Here is an 18,177-nt window from a genome sequence, read left to right on the forward strand (position 1 = left end):
TTATTTTTTCGGGGAAATCAACATGCTGATCGGCTATATCCGGGTATCAACAAATGACCAAAACACCGAATTGCAACGTAATGCCTTAGTTAGTGCAAAATGCGACCTGATTTTTGAGGATAAAATCAGCGGAAAATCCACCGACCGACCGGGATTGAAAAAAGCCATGCGCCATCTATCTACCGGTGACAGTCTGGTTGTCTGGAAGCTGGATCGCCTTGGGCGCAGTGTCAGGCACCTTATTACACTGGTGGAAGATTTAAAGAGTCGGGGTATTCACTTTCGTAGCCTTACGGACAGTATTGATACAGGAACGGCGATGGGGCGTTTCTTTTTTCATGTTATGAGTGCGCTGGCGGAAATGGAAAGAGAGTTAATTGTCGAGCGTACCTGTGCCGGGCTGGCTGCTGCGAGAGCGGAAGGGCGGATAGGAGGGCGGCGTCGTATTATGACCGATGAGGTTATTGCGCGTGCTAGACGAATGTTTGCTCAAGGGGCAACGTTGCATCAGGTGGCGTTGGTTCTGGAAGTGTCACCTAAGACAATTTATAAGTATATTCCTGCAGCGGAGCAGGGATGATGATTTTTCTGATTGATCACTGTTCACACCCAACTCACCGCCATTTGCCCAGAATTTACCCGCGAGGCTCTGGTCATAGAAATTGACCTTAATATCCCGGTACTAAGGGTCGTACGTGTGCTGAACAGGATCGTGGCAAACCGCGGATATCCACTGAAAATGCGGATGGATAACGGCCCGGATCTGATATCACTGATGCTGGCGCAGTGTGCTGAAGACCATGGCGTGATGCTGGAATTTATTAAGCCGACGCAGAATGCGTTTATCGAAAGGTTTAACCGGACGTACCGGACAGACACTGGATTTTTATCTGTTCAAAACACTGAATGAGGCACGGGAGATCACAGTGCGCTGGCTGAATGAATACAACAACGAGCTGCCTCATGAATCCCTGAATAACCAGACACCGGAAGAATACCTGTTGATGGCTGAAAAACTGGAAGTCTCAAAAAGTGTGCGAAACTAAAATGGGTGTGCTTTCACAAGTACCGACAGAGTCCAGTTAATTCTCTCTTACAACATTCGCTACAAATAAACGGGAAGCATATCTGGATTTACATGGAGATACGGTGAGAGCTTTAATACTTGTAACCCTGCCATATAAAAAGTTAATATTCAGACAGGATATTAACTATAAAATTAGGGATATACATGGCTAACTCAATTTATTTAACCTTGAGTGGTAATAAACAAGGGCTGATTTCTGCTGGTTGTTCAAGCGTCGATTCGATAGGTAATAAGGGACAGGAAAGCCATCTAGATAAAATATTCATATACAGTCTTTCGCATTCAATGACAAGGGAACAAAATGCAAGCCACCATCCTATCACAATAAAAAAACCTATTGATAAATCGTCACCGTTACTTGCGGTTGCCATCTCAGATAATGAATTATTAACTGCGACTTTTGATTGTTATCGTACTAGCCAATCGGGGGCTCAAGAACTGTACTACAGTATTTCTATTACTGATGCAACCATCTCAGATCTAGCTGTATTTCATCCACATAGTGTGACTCATACAGGTTCAGAACCTCAGGAAACAATTTCTTTACGTTATAAAAGCATAACCTGGAACCATCATATTGCAGGGACAAGTGGCTATAGTATTTGGGATGAACGAGTTTACTAAATAGCGGACTGGGAAATTTATGATTTGTAGTGGATAACTTTCCCAGTAACTAATTAAACGCCGATTTTTCTTCTTGCAATAATATATGGTGCAGCACTTAAATAACCAAAAACTAGAGATGTGTACTGAAGGAATTCGTTGTTACTTATATCTATTTTAAAAATAGGAATAACATCGAAATTCGAAACGTAAAAGTGGAATAATGGCGATATTGACGCCACAGCAATAGCTGCAAATTGACTGTAATTATCGTTGGAATTGGCAAGTTTTTTAATTATTGGATATAAAATAAACAATACTGCTGTTGATAAGGTAATATATAAAAAATCCATTTATTTAACCCTTGTATGATAGATATTGGCCGTATGCAGTATTGTAATCGCCCACTATCTCTAAAAAAATATCGCCAGCAGTCATTAGTCTTATCCCTTTCTTAGTTAAACCAGTGATAAGGTCTGCATCTATATATCTAAATAATCTCTGTAGGTCTGGTTCAAGTCTATATCCGAATAGGCTATTTAATGAAACTGATATATCTACAGTGGAGTAAAGTACGTCTGCACCAGATTCATCTATATTGAGGAGTTGTTTTGCTAGGCCACGATACACAAATCTCACCGGGCCGACATAATCCTCACGATAAAGAAGATAATAACCATTCTCAAAAGTGTTATTAAAACCATGAGCTAGCATCAACCCGCCAGCTGGACCAGTTTCAATTAGTCCAAGGCCAGCCACAGTTTGTAAACCGCCAGATACAAAACCTATAGCAGCGATTACTATTTTCTTATTTTCTTTTATTTTGTTCTTATTGAATTCTTCTATAACCTCTCTCTTTAAAATTATAGCTTGTTTTATTCTGTTGCTTGTTAATATTCTATCTTGTTCTTTTAATGACGCAATTTCATTATCCAATGCAGAAACAGCTTCAGGTAATGAAAACTCACCAGTATTAGTCTTCGCTATAATATCAGAGGAATATGCTATTACCTCGGAGATAAATTTATCTTTGGCTAAACTCCATTTTATATACTTATTGGCAACGTTGTTCATTGTCTGAAGAAGCTCATTCTGCTTATTTGCAATGATGTTATTTAGCCGGTTAGATTCTCTTTGCGCGCTATCACCATATCCAGTAGCCCACGGGTGGCGTTCTTCAAACTCCTCATATGCATCCATATCGTCTGATCCTTGACTTATTTTTAGATAAATTCAATTACATTATATAGTTACATTAGCTTAATTGTAAGCCCTCCAAAAATAATTGAAATTTTCATATGTGAAAGCGGCATTTTGCATGCCTGAATAACTGTTCCTAATACCGCTACACTTTTGCCTGACCATGTTTCCCACCAGGGAATGGGCTTACCATTTTCATAAAGTGGCGCACTTTGTTCAGTAATTGCCACATCGAACGACAACTGTGATTTCTGGTTATCGTGTCATGTAATGCTTGCCATAATCGCTCTATGTGGTTGACCCGCGGCGAGTAGACTGTTTGATAAATAACAATAAATTTTGGCTTCTTCAACCATCTCAGCGTTTCACGGCTTTTATGGATAATGTAGTTATCTACGATCAGTGTGATAGTTTTTGCCCGCCTATAGGTACTTTTAAGATGCTTTAACAGGCTGATAAATAAACCCGATTTTTTACTGCAACAACCGATGTAGCTGACTTTTCCCGTGCCACGCACCGGTCAGATAATATTTTTCATTTTGCCCCGGCGTGACAACGCGTTTTTGCTGGCCCGCCGTTGCCAGTCGGCACCGATTTTTGGTTGAGATGGATATTCACCTCATCCTCGTAAAATACGGGATTTTCGGCGTACATCCTGCAAGCGCTTCTGCGATGGCGGCCATTTTCTCTTCTTTATGCGGGTCGCGAATACGCAGCGTGGGTGACGCTCTCCGCCAGACCAGCCCGGCAGAGGGAAGCCAGCGGCGTACCGTTGAAGCATGTAGATGACAGCCTGTTATCTCATTGATTTTTAGTGCTAACAGTTCAGTACTCCAGCGAAATCGCTGATAACCAAAATCTCCCGGCGAGTGTTTAATCAACTGACGCAACAATGCGCAAATATGCTCAAACGGCCAGCGTCGTCCGCGCCCTGAGGGCAATGATTTCAGACCTCAAATACCATAAACCGTGAACCAGTTAATCCAGCGCCCCAATGATGAACGCACGCAGCAAAGCGTTTTTGCAACGTCGCTGACTTTGTCACCACGATGAAGCATCAACATAGCGGTCAGTCTGCGGGCATGATCTTTGTCGCGTGTTTGATGAATAGTTTTCTGTATCAGGCGTCTTTCGTCGCGGGGTATCGATGCTATGATCGGTATAACTCAGTCCGGTTGGTGGTTTGGGATATTCAGCGATTGATCAGATTGCTTAAATCGGACTGAATTCCTTTCGAGTGATCTACTATTTGGAACAGCTATTTAGACTGGCGCTGTTTTCAGGGAGGAGATCACATCAGCCGGTGGGTGAAATCGAGGGATCAGAATAGGCAGAATGTATATAACGAATCCGGGCTGAATTGCCCGGACTAAAAATTCAAAGTTCTGAAACCAGCCACTGATCGGCTTCATCAAACATTTCTTCAAGCAGGCGGTTAAGGATGGCTTTATCACCTTTGTTGGCATTGGTATTGATACCGTTCGCCTGCATTGGCTTAACCTTAACTTCTGCCTTAGGGAATACACGATGTATTCGCTTGGTTAGTTCAGCCAGGATCAGACCATTAGCACCCGGTATCTCTTCCACATTTCGCTTATGGTAAACCAGTTCAACTATCATGTTTCCACTTCGCCCTGTGACTGTTTGCATATACAGTGGGGAGTTCTATCGCGGTTGAAAAGTCCTTCTGCAAAACTATCTTTCTTCACTTAATAATCAATCGGTTATAAGCGCCACTTTTAATTGTGTTGAGCGAATAAAAAAAGCCGATAACCATCTATGAATCATGTGGTTACCGACTTTTGGTATGTCTACTGCTGCGTCATATGGGCTGGACTGAAGCCGCTGATTTAATCATTAAAGGCACTGAAGGCGCGATTCAGGCCAAGACAGTGACTTATGACTTCGAACGTTTGATGGAAGGCGCTAAGCTGCTGAAATGCTCAGAGTTTGGCAACGCTATCATTAAACACATGTGATATTGACAGTCAGCTAAATATGAACGGGAGCTTGATGCTCCCGTTGTTTATTGTAAAGGTTGCAAGTTTTATCAAAACATTATCAAAATCCCCATAAAACAACGTTCATCAGACTGCAATAGTGATCCCGTCTTTGCCTCTGTCATCATGGTAACGATCGGTCTGTTTCTGTGATTTGTGGCCCACAGCAACTGGGTATTAATCCCTTGCGCGCTGTACAGCCGTTCAAAAAGAGAGCGCTGCTTGTGAAATGTTGCAGGTGTTCCTGATCCCCAACTGATATTGGCTTTATCCCTTGCTTTGCTAAAATTGTCGTCAAAGTATTACCAGTGACCTGAGCACCACGTCCTGCCATGGATGTCGCTCGGAAGTAATGCACCAAGTACTGGTTTATTGCGTAATCCCTGCAGCGAGCCACCATGTCACGCAAGGATATATTCAGCGCCTCATATCGTATTGAAAGGGGAATGGCCAACTTAGCGTCAGTTTTCTCTTGGATAATATCTAGGTGGTCATCCTAGATATCGCTAAATTATTACAGTAATAAAATCAGGCGATACATAACCAAAAATTTCTTTCATCAATAATTGATTAACCAATAAGTTTTATATCACCGAAATACACTACCAGAATCATATAAAATAATTAACGGGAAGGCACGGGAATGGATATAGTCTAAAACATCACTTAAATGGCCCTATCAAGAATAGGATCATGAATTAATAAAAAAACGATCTACTCACCAACAGATTCACTATTGGTTTGTTATCATGACCTTAAAGTTTTATTAAAATTCATCCTTGTATTTTGTTTTAACTACATAGCTGCAAGGATAACCACTATTTCATCAATATAAAGTAATGGAGCCAGCATGAATAATAAGTTATTATTATTTTTCATTATAACATCAATATATTCTAGCAATGTAAAACCTCAAGACATTATATATGAGGCGGATATAGAAGCATCAACACAACCTCAAAAAAAAACGTCAACACCCATTTGTTTTTATACTAATGATAATTTCCAAGGTGAACATTTATGCCTAAATACATCTGAAATGATAGATCTTTACAATACTGATAATAAACATCTGAATGATAAGGTATCTTCAATAAAAATACCTAAAGGAATGCAAGCCGAAATTTATAAAAATGATAATTTTAATGCCCCTTACTATAATGTTACGGAATCTATTGATTTAGCGCGACTAGAAAAAATCGGTATGGCAGGTCAAATTAGCGCGATGAAGGTATTTGAAGCGCAGGCTATTTGCACGAAAAACTGCGTTATTATAGAAGAAAGTAAAATAGAATTAAAAAAAATAATAAAAGAATATTATCCAAAAACAGAAGATGTCAATAAAATTTTATTATTAAATCTCGAAGTTAATGAAAAAAGCAGTTTTGGTATACAGAGTGTTAACCAACCAAAAATTATAATCGTGGGTAGAGATTTGTTTTTTTATGGTGAAGGAAGTAAGAGTCCTATTAACATGAGGTTAAGCGATGATACAGATAACCTATCCTTTCTTTTAAAATTTAATGATCATGGTTTACAATTTCAATATCTTGAAGCTAAAGGAACGAAACAACTCAATATCCCATTTTGGATCAATACCCAATTATCACCTGATGACTTAGCAAACTTATACATCAGCAATGGCATACCGGAAGATGGCCAAGATCCTGCTCTTCAGAGCATCAACCCGTTAATACTTAATAGAGCGATCATCGCCATCAACAAGCCTCCCCACCGTGATAAACGAGGCGCTTTAGGTATTATTGGCTGTTTAGGTAACCCTCTGCTGGCAATTTATAATTATGTGGTTCAAGGGCGCTGCAACCAGCTCGATAGACTGGTGGGAATCAACGAGTTTTCTCACTCAGATGGGGAAGGGAAAACATGGGTTTTGACCGATTCAGTCACGCCATTACTTGCGCCAGAGCAGCCCCCCAACTTACCAGCAGATAATCCCCGTCAATCAATGTTGCAATTAGCCAGTCTTAATATGCAGTTACATCATCAGGCACTTACTCTGCCAGCGGTGGCAAAAGCCTGTAAAACTTCCATTGAAGAGATTCTATCTGCCCGTTATCCAAGGCAGACAGGCATTCGCTGTGGCTCCACATTATCGAATCTGCTGGCAGATTTTACATTGCTTTTTGGTGAAAATATTATTGATTGGACCACCGCAAATTTGGTCCATGTTATACAGCAAATTAATGAATATGGGACTACGGGCTATGCCGGATCTGACCAGGAGACGGAAAATCGGTTAGTTGAAGGTGTTCAACGGGCAATTTCTACTCTGGGAATCGAACCATTAATAGCAATGCTGCAGGGGGCTTTCGATTATGCACAATTAAATTACGCACGTTATTTTATGCACAGTGAAGGTATCAACAGTGAAAATATAAATAATGAAAGTCGAGAGACTACAGTCTCACCTCTAGCCGCACAAAGCCTACCACTAGGCGATTATATTTTACCTTTAGAGAGTTATATTCACCCTCAAGAACTCCCGACACCATTAATTAGAGACAATAATCAGTGGGTTCAGCCTGAAGGTCTATATTTTGAAATTACCGTGATTCCCGGAGGAGATCAGCATGTCGAGACGAATTTAACCGAAGAAGTGGCCGAGGTTATTAACGATTGGTTTAAATTCTATAATCAGATGAAATATGAATCAGATGAAACAAGATCACCTTTAACTGATAGAGATAGAACCATTTATGCCGCCAAAATTACCAGCCATATGTTAGCTGATCTTTTGCATGACAACTCTGCCGATTATCAATTTGTAGTGGTTAAACTAAAGGGAAAAATAATCAGTGTATTAGCATCAAGAAATGATGAGAATGGCGAGGATAGCTACATTAGTGTTTCTATAACTCATCCACAATATGTATTAAAACCGCATGAAGAGGGTAGCGTTCGAGGGGCAGGAACGGCGGCGGTAAGAGAATTAGCGCGCTATCTGAAAGAAAAAGGTAAAAAGACACTTAAATCTAGTGTCATTTCTCAACCCTCTGCTATTGTCAAAAGCAAGCTGGGATTCCACTATCAGAATTCTTTATGATAATTATTTATTAAAATAGACTAAACGCCACCATTCATTATCCAATCAGGTGGCGTCACTCCATCACTATTTTAACTTAATCCACGCTCTCTAATTGTGGTGGAAATTAATTGAAAAGGTGAGAGGAATTGCCAAATTAATACGCAGGAATAACAATGGGAACTTTTGCCTCATTGCTTGAATCCGGGTGAGCGTTCTAAAAGAACGCTGAGAGTAAAATCTTACAAATATCGTTCCGCCTCTTTCCGGGGGGTTCCCTTTGCCGTTGTTACCGGCGAGGGGGCGGACGGCGTAATGCCTTCTTGTGTACTCTTTGCCCCAGTAGTGTGGATCACAGTCTAAAATTAAGGTCGCCATCAGGGCATACTAAAGCGAGTTGATAAACTCTGAAATTTCACTTTGGTAAAGGGATCGCCGCAATGCACAGAGAACGGCATAGTATAGAAAAGATAGGCTGGCTCCGGGCTGCAGTTCTCGGTGCTAACGATGGGATCGTCTCTACTGCAAGTTTGTTATTGGGGGTTGCGTCTGCCAATGCAACACATCAAAGTATTCTTTTGACTGGTATTGCAGGTCTGGTTGCTGGCGCTATGTCGATGGCAACGGGAGAGTATGTCTCAGTGTCTTCTCAATCAGATACTGAAAAGGCCGCCTTGGCTGAAGAGCAAGCAGAGCTTGATGCTGATTTTCAAGGTGAATTTCGGGAGCTGACTTCGATTTATATTCATCGGGGCCTTAATGTGGCACTAGCCAGACAAGTGGCTGAAAAATTGATGAATCATGATGCGTTAGGTGCACATGCGCGTGATGAATTGGGGATATCAGAAATCACTACTGCCCGACCCTTACAGGCAGCGTGGGCTTCTGCAGCGAGTTTCTCTGCGGGGGCGATATTGCCATTACTGGTAGCGGTAATCTCTTCGGCTAGCTGGGCCATTCCAGCTATTGCGCTATCCGCATTGGTTTCTTTGGCTATTTTGGGGGGGATTGCGGCGAAAGCGGGTGGAGCACCAATACGTTCAGGCGTTATCCGTATTACCTTCTGGAGTGCGCTTGCAATGGGTGTGTCATCGGGTGTTGGTATGTTATTTGGTTCTTTTATTGGCTGAGAACAGAACTGTGCAGCGCTTTATAAGGAATATCTGACGATTAAAAGGGGGATTTTAAATCCTCTAATGTTTACTTAATTTAATAGGGATAAATTAAAGTATCAACATTCAGAGGGCGAGCCATGAACAGAAAGTTTGCACCTGGCCAAATTTTATTCCATTGGGTCATTTTTATTTTGCTTGTACTCACTTATGCAGTAATGAAATTAAAAGGATTTGCCATAAGGGCAGTAATCCTCGTGAATCCATGAAGAGCATTCATTATACACTAGGTGTCAGTGTCCTGATTTTAATGCTAATTCGCACAATACTAAAATTGACAAATAAAGATCCTGATATCACTCCAACCGCACCACACTGGCAAATTGCAGCTTTAAAAACCGTTCATGGTATTTTGTATCTTTTGTTTAACAGCTTGCCATGACTTGGTGTTTTGTCTCTGCATTATGGCCATGTCGAATGTTAATTTTCTCCTCCGCGATACCGATCGCGGAGGAGAAAATAGTATTATGCAGAATAACTTAAAAGAAATTCATGAACTTATTGCCAATACGGGCTACTTCATTATTGGTTTACACGCGGCGGCAGCAATATTTTATCACTCTATTAATGCGGAGTAATACGTTGGTTAGAATGTTGCCAGAAAAGCACTAAGTTCATCAATGTGCCTATCAGGTCATATGGGATTAGCGGATACTGCTATTTTGTTTCAGGATCAACGCGCAGAGACGTGGTGCTACTATCGTTCATCACCTCGTATACCTGTCTGAACGAGCAGACGGTAATGTTTTGCATTCTTATGACATACGCGGCAATTCATGAAAATTATTTATATAAAATTGTTAATTTTAAGCAAAATTGTCGGATTGCTCGCATTGTTCTACAGTTGAAAGGAGCTAATGTTTTGAAAGGGAAGTGGGTTAGGCTGATAAATGAATGCGACCCCTTTTTATTGACAGGTAATTTTTGCGGGTGATTGGATGATTCATGCATTTTCTGTACTTGAAGATAAATGTAGGACAATACCTGCTTGGGTAAAATCGTTTCGCTATATATCATCAGATAAGCGTGATCTCAGGGTTGATCTGCTGCGGGGCATTGCTCTGGTAATGATGGTTGCAGCCCACATTGAAGTGATGTCGATATTGAATATCTTTACCTGGGAGCGTTTTGGCCTAACAACCGGCGCCGAAGGGTTTGTTATTCTCTCGGGATTTATGTTGGGTGTGATCAATCGCCAGCGCTTAAAGAAAGACGTTCTTCTCACTATAAGCTATTCATTATATCGACGAGCAGCAAAAATATATGTAGTTAATGTTGTGATTATACTTAGTGTTTTTCTCTTAACTAAACTCAATTTCATAAAAACTTTTGAAGTAACCCATTTTACTGATCGCTTTTCAGAAGTAAGTTATACGCTATATCCACTTTACGACCAGCTAAAAGAATCCTGGTTTAATATGGTGCTCTACTTACAGATCGGGCCCCATCAGAGTCAGATTTTGGGCCTGTATTTCTATCTGTTGCTGGTAAGTCCTATCTTTATCTATTTATTGCAGCGCGGCTGGGTAGGTGTATTGCTATTGTTATCTCTGGCTTTATATATCACCTACCACATTACCGGGATACGACTTACATCGGCGGAGTTTGAGTTTGCTTTTCCATTTTTGGCTTGGCAATTTATTTATGTCTTAGGGATGACGATTGGCTGGTACAAAGAAGAGTTGCTCTCTTTAGCCCGTACTCAGGCCGGATTTTGGATTTTGTCCGTTATGATATTATTTACGCTGGTAATGATGTTTATTGCGCAGAATCATACCAACCCATTTATGCCCTATGACACAATGCTCCATACTATAAGTGCGAAAAACTTCAATTGGTTCTATCAGAACTTTGCTGAAAAGAATGCGCTGGGTCCACTGCGCATTATCAATGATTTCACTCTACTAACAACGTGTTATCTGGTGTTGAGTTACTTTTGGAAACCAATAAACAAGATGTGCGGTTGGTTCCTCATAACACTAGGCCAACATTCTTTGTATGTTTTTATTATCCATGTGTATGTGGTTTTATTGGTTAGTCAGGTAGTGGATTTTGGCCTATGGCACCGAGCATGGTTGCTAAATACGCTGGTTCATCTCTGCGCTTTAATGTTGTTATGGCTATTTGCAAAATATGATGTTGGCAGAAGATTCATTCCTAACTGATTTGTATTTTTTCGACTCAATCTTATTAAGAGGTCAGCAGTGAAAAATACTCCATCTACTCTAGATAAGAATCAAATTACTAAACTACGTAATTGCATTCTTTATGAACTGAAATATTCTCTCGGGGTGGCACTGTCAACGGCATCATCCAGTGAAATTTTTAGTGCGTTAGCATTAGTTGTGCGACGCAACCAAACTGATGATTATTTTAACACTCGAGAACGACATCATCAGGCAAGAAAAAAACGTATTTACTATATTTCTATGGAGTTTTTAATTGGTCAATCTTTGCGAAATAACCTAATAAATCAAGGGTTGATGGAAATAGCCAACGCAGCGTTAGAATCTCTTGGGGTAGATTTTGAAGTTATTGTAAAAAGTGAAGAAGATGCAGCATTAGGTAATGGAGGATTAGGACGTCTGGCCGCATGTTTTATTGACTCAATGGCAACCTTGGATATTGCTGGTTCTGGTCACGGTATCAAATACGAATATGGCTTGTTTCACCAACAAATTCAGGATGGACAACAAGTAGAGAAGCCTGATGATTGGCACTCGACACACTCACCTTGGCTAATAGAACATCAAAGTCAGGCCATGATAATTCCGCTTTATGGCCGCATAGTTGAAGTAGAAGACCAGCAGGGAAATTACAATCCAATGTGGATGGATTGGAAAATAATTATTGGAGTACCTCACGACTACCTAGTCTCTGGGTACATTAATCATACCGTAAACGCGTTGCGGTTATACAGTGCTTGCGCTTCAGATTCATTTGATATTCATATTTTTAATCATGGCGATTATTTGAAAGCTGTTAATCAAAAAATCGCATCTGAAAATATCTCTAAAGTGCTTTATCCCTCCGATGAAGTGTTGGCAGGGAAGGAATTACGTTTGACACAAGAGTATTTTCTGGTGGCTTGTACATTACGCGATGTGATGCATGATTTCTTCTTACTTTCCAATGATATTAAACAGTTACCAGAGTTTGTTGCCATTCAACTTAATGATACCCATCCGGCGCTGGCTATTGTTGAGCTAATGAGAATATTGGTAGATGAACATACTGTTGATTGGGATATGGCCTGGGATTTGACACAACGGGTTTGCGCCTACACCAATCATACATTAATGCCAGAGGCGTTAGAGAAGTGGTCAGTCAATTTATTCGAGCTGTTACTGCCTCGGCATTTACAAATTATCTATGAAATTAATCGCCGTTTCCTACTGGAAATACAGAGATGGCGCCCTGAACGGTCGGATTTATTAGTATCAATGTCTTTGATCGAAGAGACGCCTGAAAAAAAAGTGCGCATGGCCTATCTTGCTATTATTGGTAGTCACAAAGTGAATGGGGTAGCTAAACTTCATTCTGAATTAATTAAATCTAATCTTGTACCTGATTTTTATTATTTAATGCCTGAGAAGTTCACCAATCAGACGAACGGTGTTACACCTCGTCGCTGGATTCAGCAGGCTAATCCCCGGTTATCGGCGTTTCTGGATTGTCACTTAGGCAATGAATGGGTTACCGATCTAACACTCCTGAGTAAACTTAAATCGTTAGCGAACCAACGTGACATTATTGCTGAACTGGCTGAAATAAAGAAATTTAATAAATTAAAGTTAAGTCAGATAATTACACGTCAGCAAGGGATTATCATCAATCCAGAAGCTATGTTCGACTGCCAGATTAAACGAATTCATGAATATAAACGGCAATTACTCAACATCCTCTATGTGATAAACCTTTATCACAAAATTCTGAACGGAAAAGAGGTTATTTCGCCGAAAGTTCATATCTTTTCGGGCAAAGCGGCTCCTGGCTATGCAATGGCTAAATTGATCATCCAGTTGATTAATCAAGTTGCGCTGAAAGTGAATAGTGATCCTAGAGTCAATGAACAACTTAAAGTGGTTTTTTTAGAGGACTATAAAGTTTCACTAGCTGAAAGTATTATTCCAGCCGCCGACTTATCAGAGCAGATATCAACTGCGGGTACCGAAGCCTCAGGCACTAGTAATATGAAACTGGCTATGAATGGTGCTTTAACTATCGGAACGTTAGATGGCGCTAACATTGAAATCAGAGATGCTGTTGGCCATGAAAATTTCTATGTTTTTGGCTTGTCCGCAGAGGAAATTGCTGAGCAAAGAACTAGAGGGCGATCGTCGTATGACGAGTATTTATCCCACCCAGAAATTAAAGAAACTGTTGATTTACTGATTTCAGGTATTTTTCATCCCAATAAAAACCTGTTTTCACCGATATTCCATATGCTGGTGAGTCACGGTGACCACTATTTCCATTTGGCTGATTTTAACAGTTATTGCCATGCCCAATATCAAGTATTGACCGACTATAGTGATACTTACAGTTGGCACAGAAGAGCATTGAATACTATAAGTGGTATGGGCGAGTTTTCCAGCGACAGGACTATTCGCGGGTACAGCAAGGATATTTGGGGTGAGGGTAATTTTAAGTGAAATATTACAAACCACTCATGCTATTACTTGGTTGGCTACTTTTCAGTCCAGCCGTGATTGCGAGTGAAACAACTAACACATCCGCTGTTAAATTATTTACCAGCCCTTGGTCTCGTCTTTTTTCTGGTAATGATGACACATTTTCGACGGCATTAACCTATAGCTCGCCATTGGAAAAAAGTCTGATTAATGTTCCTACAGGGAGATATTCTTCAGAAGAGGTATACAAGGTAAATCAACGGGGGCTTTTTAGTATGCAGTATTCCCCCATAAGTTACTTTTTTGCCAATATGACAATTCGCGTCCCATTGCAAAATGCCAGTAAATACAGTACCGATTACGTTTATAGTTTCGGTTATGATGATTGGCACCCAGGAACTTTCAGTCTGGTCTATGGCAATTACAACGATAATAATAGTTTTTTCCCGGCAGCAGGAACCCAGAGCACTCGATTTGAACAAGGTTCATGGACGTTGGGTTATAAATTTACCTTACCTAAGCCGGTAGAATCCGCATTATTGATTAACAAAGGTGATGCGCTAGTTTGTCAGGTTGGCTACAGTTATGTACCACGTTATTTCTCTGACGCTTCATCAAGCATTGAAGAAAATAAAAGTAGTTTGCTAGGAAGTTGCGGTTATACCCTACTGCAGCACTATTTCTTACGTTTATCTGCATTTTACTACCCTGACCATAAGCAGCAACAGCCGTGGGATTATGATTATACCTACAGTATTGGCTATACGTCGGGTTATAGCCCCGGTTCCTGGTCAATTCATTATGATAACTATACCGGGACTCGCTACCCGTGGCGGCAGAATGCCAATGCGAACTTTCGTAGTGGGACAATAAATCTCAGTTGGACATTACCTCTATAAATTGAAGGCGTAAGAATCTGTGCTACGCTTAATTACGTTGTTAATAGTTAACTGAGCATAATGTCTTTTGCAAGTATGAAAGTTCATGGACGTGGGCATTCTCTCTTTAAGATGATGCTTGATAAATTAAGTTTATATGAAGCTTTTGGGTAACTTATGCAACCACATCCTTCCGCTACAGGTGTGACATCCATTCTTGTTGTTGATGATTCGGCAAGTTATCGCTTTTTACTGGTTAACCTACTAAGAAATTGGCAATTCACTGTTTTTGAGGCAGAAAATGGTCAAGACGCTTTGGCTATCCTTGATAGTAATTCCATCAATATGGTGATCAGTGACTGGGAAATGCCGGTTATGGATGGGTTGAAACTCTGTACAACTATCCGAAAACAATATTCTGATCGCTATATTTATTTAGTATTGATAACCGTGCGTCAATCCGTCGAGGATTTGATCGCGGGATTAGATGCGGGTGCCGATGATTTTCTGTCAAAACCGATAAATCAAAGTGAGCTACGCGCCCGATTACATGCGGGTGAACGTATATTAATGCTAGAGGCAACCCTCGATGCTCGTAATCAGAAATTGTCCCAAGCCTATGAACAAATAGAAAATGACTTGCAGGCTGCGGCAAAATTGCAACGTAGTGTTTTACCTGCAGAAAAGCTAATGGTGAGTGGTTTTCAAGCTGAATGGATGTTTATACCATCTGCTTATGTTTCGGGTGACTTGTTAAGTTTTTTCCAACTGGGTAATCAACACATTGGTTTTTATAGTATTGATGTTGCAGGGCATGGTGTGGCGGCAGCGATGCTCTCACTGTCAGTTGCGCGCCAATTTCTTAATGGGCGCACGGTGGATAACTTACTGATTTCGCCCGCAGATACCCCCTCTGGTTATCTGATTACCCCGCCACATAAAGTTGTCAACGAACTTAATCGCCGTTTTTGTATAGAGAATGATGATATAGCCACTTATTTCACTCTTATTTATGGCGTTATTGATGTTCAAACCGCGACCGGAGTGCTTTGTCAGGCAGGGCATCCGACACCTTTTATTGTCAGTAGCTCAAGTCAGATTACGCCCATTGGTGAAGGCGGGGCACCGGTTGGACTTATTGATTCGATGGACTATCAGGACACGGTGTTCACTCTGGCTTCGGGTGATCGGCTCTATTTATTCACCGACGGTATTATTGAGTGTGAAAATGCTGAGCAAGAGCTTTTTGGAGAACGACGGTTACAAGAATTACTGGCCGCTAGTCAGCGCGACAGTGTGCAAACCGTTTTTAGGCAAGTACAGCAGGCATTGAAATGCTGGCATCCTGCGCAAAAAAATGACCATCAGAGCGATATTCATAATGGACGTTCTGCATTTAGTGATGATATTTCGTTGCTGGTAATTGAGCGTAATAACAATTCCCTTCTCCTAACAGAATTGTAAGGAAGAAATAATGAATTTTGAAACTAAAACAATTGAAAATGTATTAGTGATAACCCCCTTGATTAGGCGACTCGATGCATCAGTTTCGCTGAAATTTAAAGAAGATATACAAGAAATGATTGCCCGAGGAGCCAATAATATTTTATTGGATTTTAGTCGGGTAGATTTCATCGACAGTAGTTGTTTAGGTGCACTGGTTTCGTTGTTGAAAACCTTAAATGGTAAAGGTGAGTTGGCTATTTGCTCATTGAATAACAATATCCACGGAATGTTCAAGTTAACCCGGATGGATAGGATATTTACTATCGGCACTGATCAAACCGATACCATACAGCAGATGAATTTCGTAGCGCCTTGATTTATAGGGAGTAAATATTTATGAAAGCCATGATTCTTGCTGCCGGAAAAGGAACCAGAGCCAGACCACTGACCACCATATTGCCAAAACCAATGATCCCATTAATTCGAAAACCTATTATGGAATCAATTATTGAACATTTAAGAAAATATGGTTTTAATCAGTTAATGGTGAATACCAGCTATCTGTCTGCGGACATTGAGAATTATTTCCGTGATGGCCATGCCTGGGGAGTGGAAATAGGTTACTCTTACGAAGGTATTATGGAGTGTAATACTTTTGTTGATAATGTTTTGGGGTCTGCCGGTGGAATGAAGCACATCCAAAATTTCTCAGGTTTTTTTGATGAAACTTTTGTAGTTGTTTGTGGTGATGCATTAATTGATGTGGATTTCGATGAGGTATTGGCATTCCATCGAGCTAGAAAAAGTTTGGCAACCTTGGTTATGCGCCCAGTCTCGGCGGATCAGGTAAACAAATACGGTATTGTTGTTACTGATGAGCAGGGTAGAGTTAGTAAGTTTCAGGAAAAACCTAAAAATGAAGATGCATTATCAAACAATGCCAATACTGGAATCTATATTTTTGAGCCGGAAATATTCGATTATATTCCTGATGGGGTTGAATATGATATAGGTAGCCAGCTGTTTCCTAAACTTGCTGAGTTAGGTGTTCCTTTCTACGGTATTGCCTTGCCATTCCAATGGGTTGATATTGGATCTCTACAAGATTTTTGGCATGTCAATCGCATGATCCTTAATCAGGATTTACCTGATTATCCCATGCCGGGAATTAAAATTGCGCCTCAAATATGGTGTGGGCTTAATGTCAAAGCCGACTTTTCGACCTTGGATATTGAAGGGCCAGTCTATATTGGTAGTAGCACAGAAATACAATCTGGCGTGACAATTAGAGGGCCTACAATTATTGGCGCGGGGTGTTTATTAGAGCAAGGTGCGGTTGTCGAACAAAGTTTTATTGCTGATTATACTCGGGTTGGGGGCATTGCACATTTGTATCAACAGATGATTTTTGCCGGGAAAGTTATCTCTCCAGACGGTACAGCAATTGATTTATCTGAAGCGGGTTTACACTGGCTTATTGATGATAAACGGCGTAAAGATATTATTATGGCGGAGAAGTCTTTATTTGAAGAATTGCTAAATAAAGATACGTTGATATGAGTTATCGCCACTATGACTCACAAGGTTGGTTAATGAAAATATGTTTGCCTGCATCATTATCTAGCCTGCTTGTTTTACATGAAAAGTTAATACAATTCATTCACCCCTTAGAGATTGATTCGTCCAGCAGTTATGCTATGGAACTTGCATTGAATGAAGCATTTATCAATATTGTAAAGCATGGTGTTAATTATGATTCCACTCAAAATATTACTATTATAATGCAATATGACAATCATCAACTAGCCGTGACTTTACAGGATAAAGGGAAGCCTATACCCGCAGAATTTTTACAAAATAAAAGCGGATTATCTCATATGCCTGAGTTGTTAGCGCCGGATTCGTGGCCTGAAAACGGTATGGGGTTGATGATGATGTTTAATGCTGTTGATGACATCAGTTATACAGTAAAAGAGGGAGTCAATTATCTATCGTTGATAAAAAGAATAGAAGAGAAGACGTGAAAATTATGTTTATTCATAAAATGATGCTCCTTTAACCCCCCGGCAATGGGTTGATTTATCTCACTTATTTTCCTGGATTGACTGAGGTAG

The 18,177-nt window shown here is 40.4% G+C and carries 14 protein-coding genes and 4 pseudogenes; 13 read left to right on the forward strand and 5 right to left on the reverse strand.

Going from position 1 to position 18,177, the window contains the following annotated elements; all coding sequences use genetic code 11:
* Positions 1 to 22 precede the first annotated feature (22 nt).
* The 3 genes and pseudogenes from ACQ4OC_RS01800 to ACQ4OC_RS01810 all read left to right on the forward strand — a co-directional run bounded on the left by ACQ4OC_RS01800 (position 23) and on the right by ACQ4OC_RS01810 (position 1,711).
* Positions 23 to 580, forward strand: coding sequence for a recombinase family protein (locus ACQ4OC_RS01800; RefSeq protein ID WP_064513188.1), 558 nt, complete (start codon positions 23 to 25; stop codon positions 578 to 580).
* A 42-nt stretch (positions 581 to 622) separates the two neighbouring features.
* Positions 623 to 1,046, forward strand: a pseudogene (locus ACQ4OC_RS01805) (integrase core domain-containing protein); the annotation flags it as partial.
* A 185-nt stretch (positions 1,047 to 1,231) separates the two neighbouring features.
* Entirely contained in the window at positions 1,232 to 1,711 is a 480-nt protein-coding gene (locus tag ACQ4OC_RS01810) for an Hcp family type VI secretion system effector (protein ID WP_120806251.1), read from the forward strand.
* A 53-nt stretch (positions 1,712 to 1,764) separates the two neighbouring features.
* Here ACQ4OC_RS01810 and ACQ4OC_RS01815 read toward each other — a convergent pair whose 3' ends face one another.
* From ACQ4OC_RS01815 to ACQ4OC_RS01830, 4 genes and pseudogenes are all read right to left on the reverse strand, one after another.
* Complete coding sequence (locus ACQ4OC_RS01815; RefSeq protein WP_064513189.1) at positions 1,765 to 2,043, reverse strand: hypothetical protein; 279 nt, start codon at positions 2,041 to 2,043, stop codon at positions 1,765 to 1,767.
* 4 nt (positions 2,044 to 2,047) lie between these two features.
* The gene (locus ACQ4OC_RS01820) at positions 2,048 to 2,890 is read right to left on the reverse strand and encodes a DUF4225 domain-containing protein (RefSeq protein ID WP_430970879.1); all 843 of its coding nucleotides are present in this window, start codon (positions 2,888 to 2,890) and stop codon (positions 2,048 to 2,050) included.
* A 145-nt stretch (positions 2,891 to 3,035) separates the two neighbouring features.
* A pseudogene (locus ACQ4OC_RS01825) lies at positions 3,036 to 4,053 on the reverse strand (IS630 family transposase).
* Positions 4,054 to 4,267: 214 nt separating this feature from the next.
* Complete coding sequence (locus ACQ4OC_RS01830) at positions 4,268 to 4,510, reverse strand: DinI-like family protein (protein ID WP_049596384.1); 243 nt, start codon at positions 4,508 to 4,510, stop codon at positions 4,268 to 4,270.
* Between the two features lie 191 nt (positions 4,511 to 4,701).
* Here ACQ4OC_RS01830 and ACQ4OC_RS01835 point away from each other — a divergent pair.
* A pseudogene (locus tag ACQ4OC_RS01835) lies at positions 4,702 to 4,869 on the forward strand (NADP-dependent isocitrate dehydrogenase); the annotation flags it as partial.
* A gap of 108 nt (positions 4,870 to 4,977) precedes the next feature.
* Here the strand turns inward: ACQ4OC_RS01835 and ACQ4OC_RS01840 are convergent.
* Positions 4,978 to 5,386 (reverse strand): annotated as a pseudogene (locus ACQ4OC_RS01840) (tyrosine-type recombinase/integrase); the annotation flags it as partial.
* A gap of 354 nt (positions 5,387 to 5,740) precedes the next feature.
* Here ACQ4OC_RS01840 and ACQ4OC_RS01845 point away from each other — a divergent pair.
* The 9 genes from ACQ4OC_RS01845 (at position 5,741) to ACQ4OC_RS01885 (ending at position 18,087) form a co-directional block, all read left to right on the forward strand.
* Positions 5,741 to 7,954, forward strand: a complete 2,214-nt coding sequence (locus tag ACQ4OC_RS01845; protein WP_430970880.1) for a peptidase inhibitor family I36 protein — start codon at positions 5,741 to 5,743, stop codon at positions 7,952 to 7,954.
* A 419-nt stretch (positions 7,955 to 8,373) separates the two neighbouring features.
* On the forward strand, positions 8,374 to 9,063 hold the full coding sequence (locus ACQ4OC_RS01850; RefSeq protein ID WP_064513193.1) for a VIT1/CCC1 transporter family protein: 690 nt from the start codon (positions 8,374 to 8,376) through the stop codon (positions 9,061 to 9,063).
* Positions 9,064 to 10,043: 980 nt separating this feature from the next.
* Positions 10,044 to 11,270, forward strand: a complete 1,227-nt coding sequence (gene opgC, locus ACQ4OC_RS01855; RefSeq protein WP_064513195.1) for an OpgC domain-containing protein — start codon at positions 10,044 to 10,046, stop codon at positions 11,268 to 11,270.
* Between the two features lie 39 nt (positions 11,271 to 11,309).
* A complete protein-coding gene (locus tag ACQ4OC_RS01860; protein ID WP_064513197.1) occupies positions 11,310 to 13,760 on the forward strand; it encodes a glycogen/starch/alpha-glucan phosphorylase in 2,451 nt (816 codons plus the stop codon).
* A 17-nt stretch (positions 13,761 to 13,777) separates the two neighbouring features.
* Complete coding sequence (locus ACQ4OC_RS01865; RefSeq protein ID WP_120806265.1) at positions 13,778 to 14,638, forward strand: hypothetical protein; 861 nt, start codon at positions 13,778 to 13,780, stop codon at positions 14,636 to 14,638.
* 156 nt (positions 14,639 to 14,794) lie between these two features.
* The gene (locus ACQ4OC_RS01870; RefSeq protein WP_064513199.1) at positions 14,795 to 16,081 is read left to right on the forward strand and encodes a PP2C family protein-serine/threonine phosphatase; all 1,287 of its coding nucleotides are present in this window, start codon (positions 14,795 to 14,797) and stop codon (positions 16,079 to 16,081) included.
* Positions 16,082 to 16,091: 10 nt separating this feature from the next.
* A complete protein-coding gene (locus ACQ4OC_RS01875) occupies positions 16,092 to 16,439 on the forward strand; it encodes an STAS domain-containing protein (RefSeq protein ID WP_430970881.1) in 348 nt (115 codons plus the stop codon).
* 20 nt (positions 16,440 to 16,459) lie between these two features.
* A complete protein-coding gene (locus tag ACQ4OC_RS01880) occupies positions 16,460 to 17,623 on the forward strand; it encodes a sugar phosphate nucleotidyltransferase (protein WP_064513202.1) in 1,164 nt (387 codons plus the stop codon).
* Positions 17,620 to 18,087, forward strand: a complete 468-nt coding sequence (locus ACQ4OC_RS01885; RefSeq protein ID WP_430970882.1) for an ATP-binding protein — start codon at positions 17,620 to 17,622, stop codon at positions 18,085 to 18,087. The genes ACQ4OC_RS01880 and ACQ4OC_RS01885 overlap by 4 nt, the downstream gene beginning before the upstream one ends.
* The last annotated feature ends 90 nt before the right edge of the window (positions 18,088 to 18,177 follow it).

The sequence above is a fragment of the Yersinia sp. J1 genome, from assembly GCF_050586585.1.
GTDB lineage: Bacteria > Pseudomonadota > Gammaproteobacteria > Enterobacterales > Enterobacteriaceae > Yersinia > Yersinia entomophaga.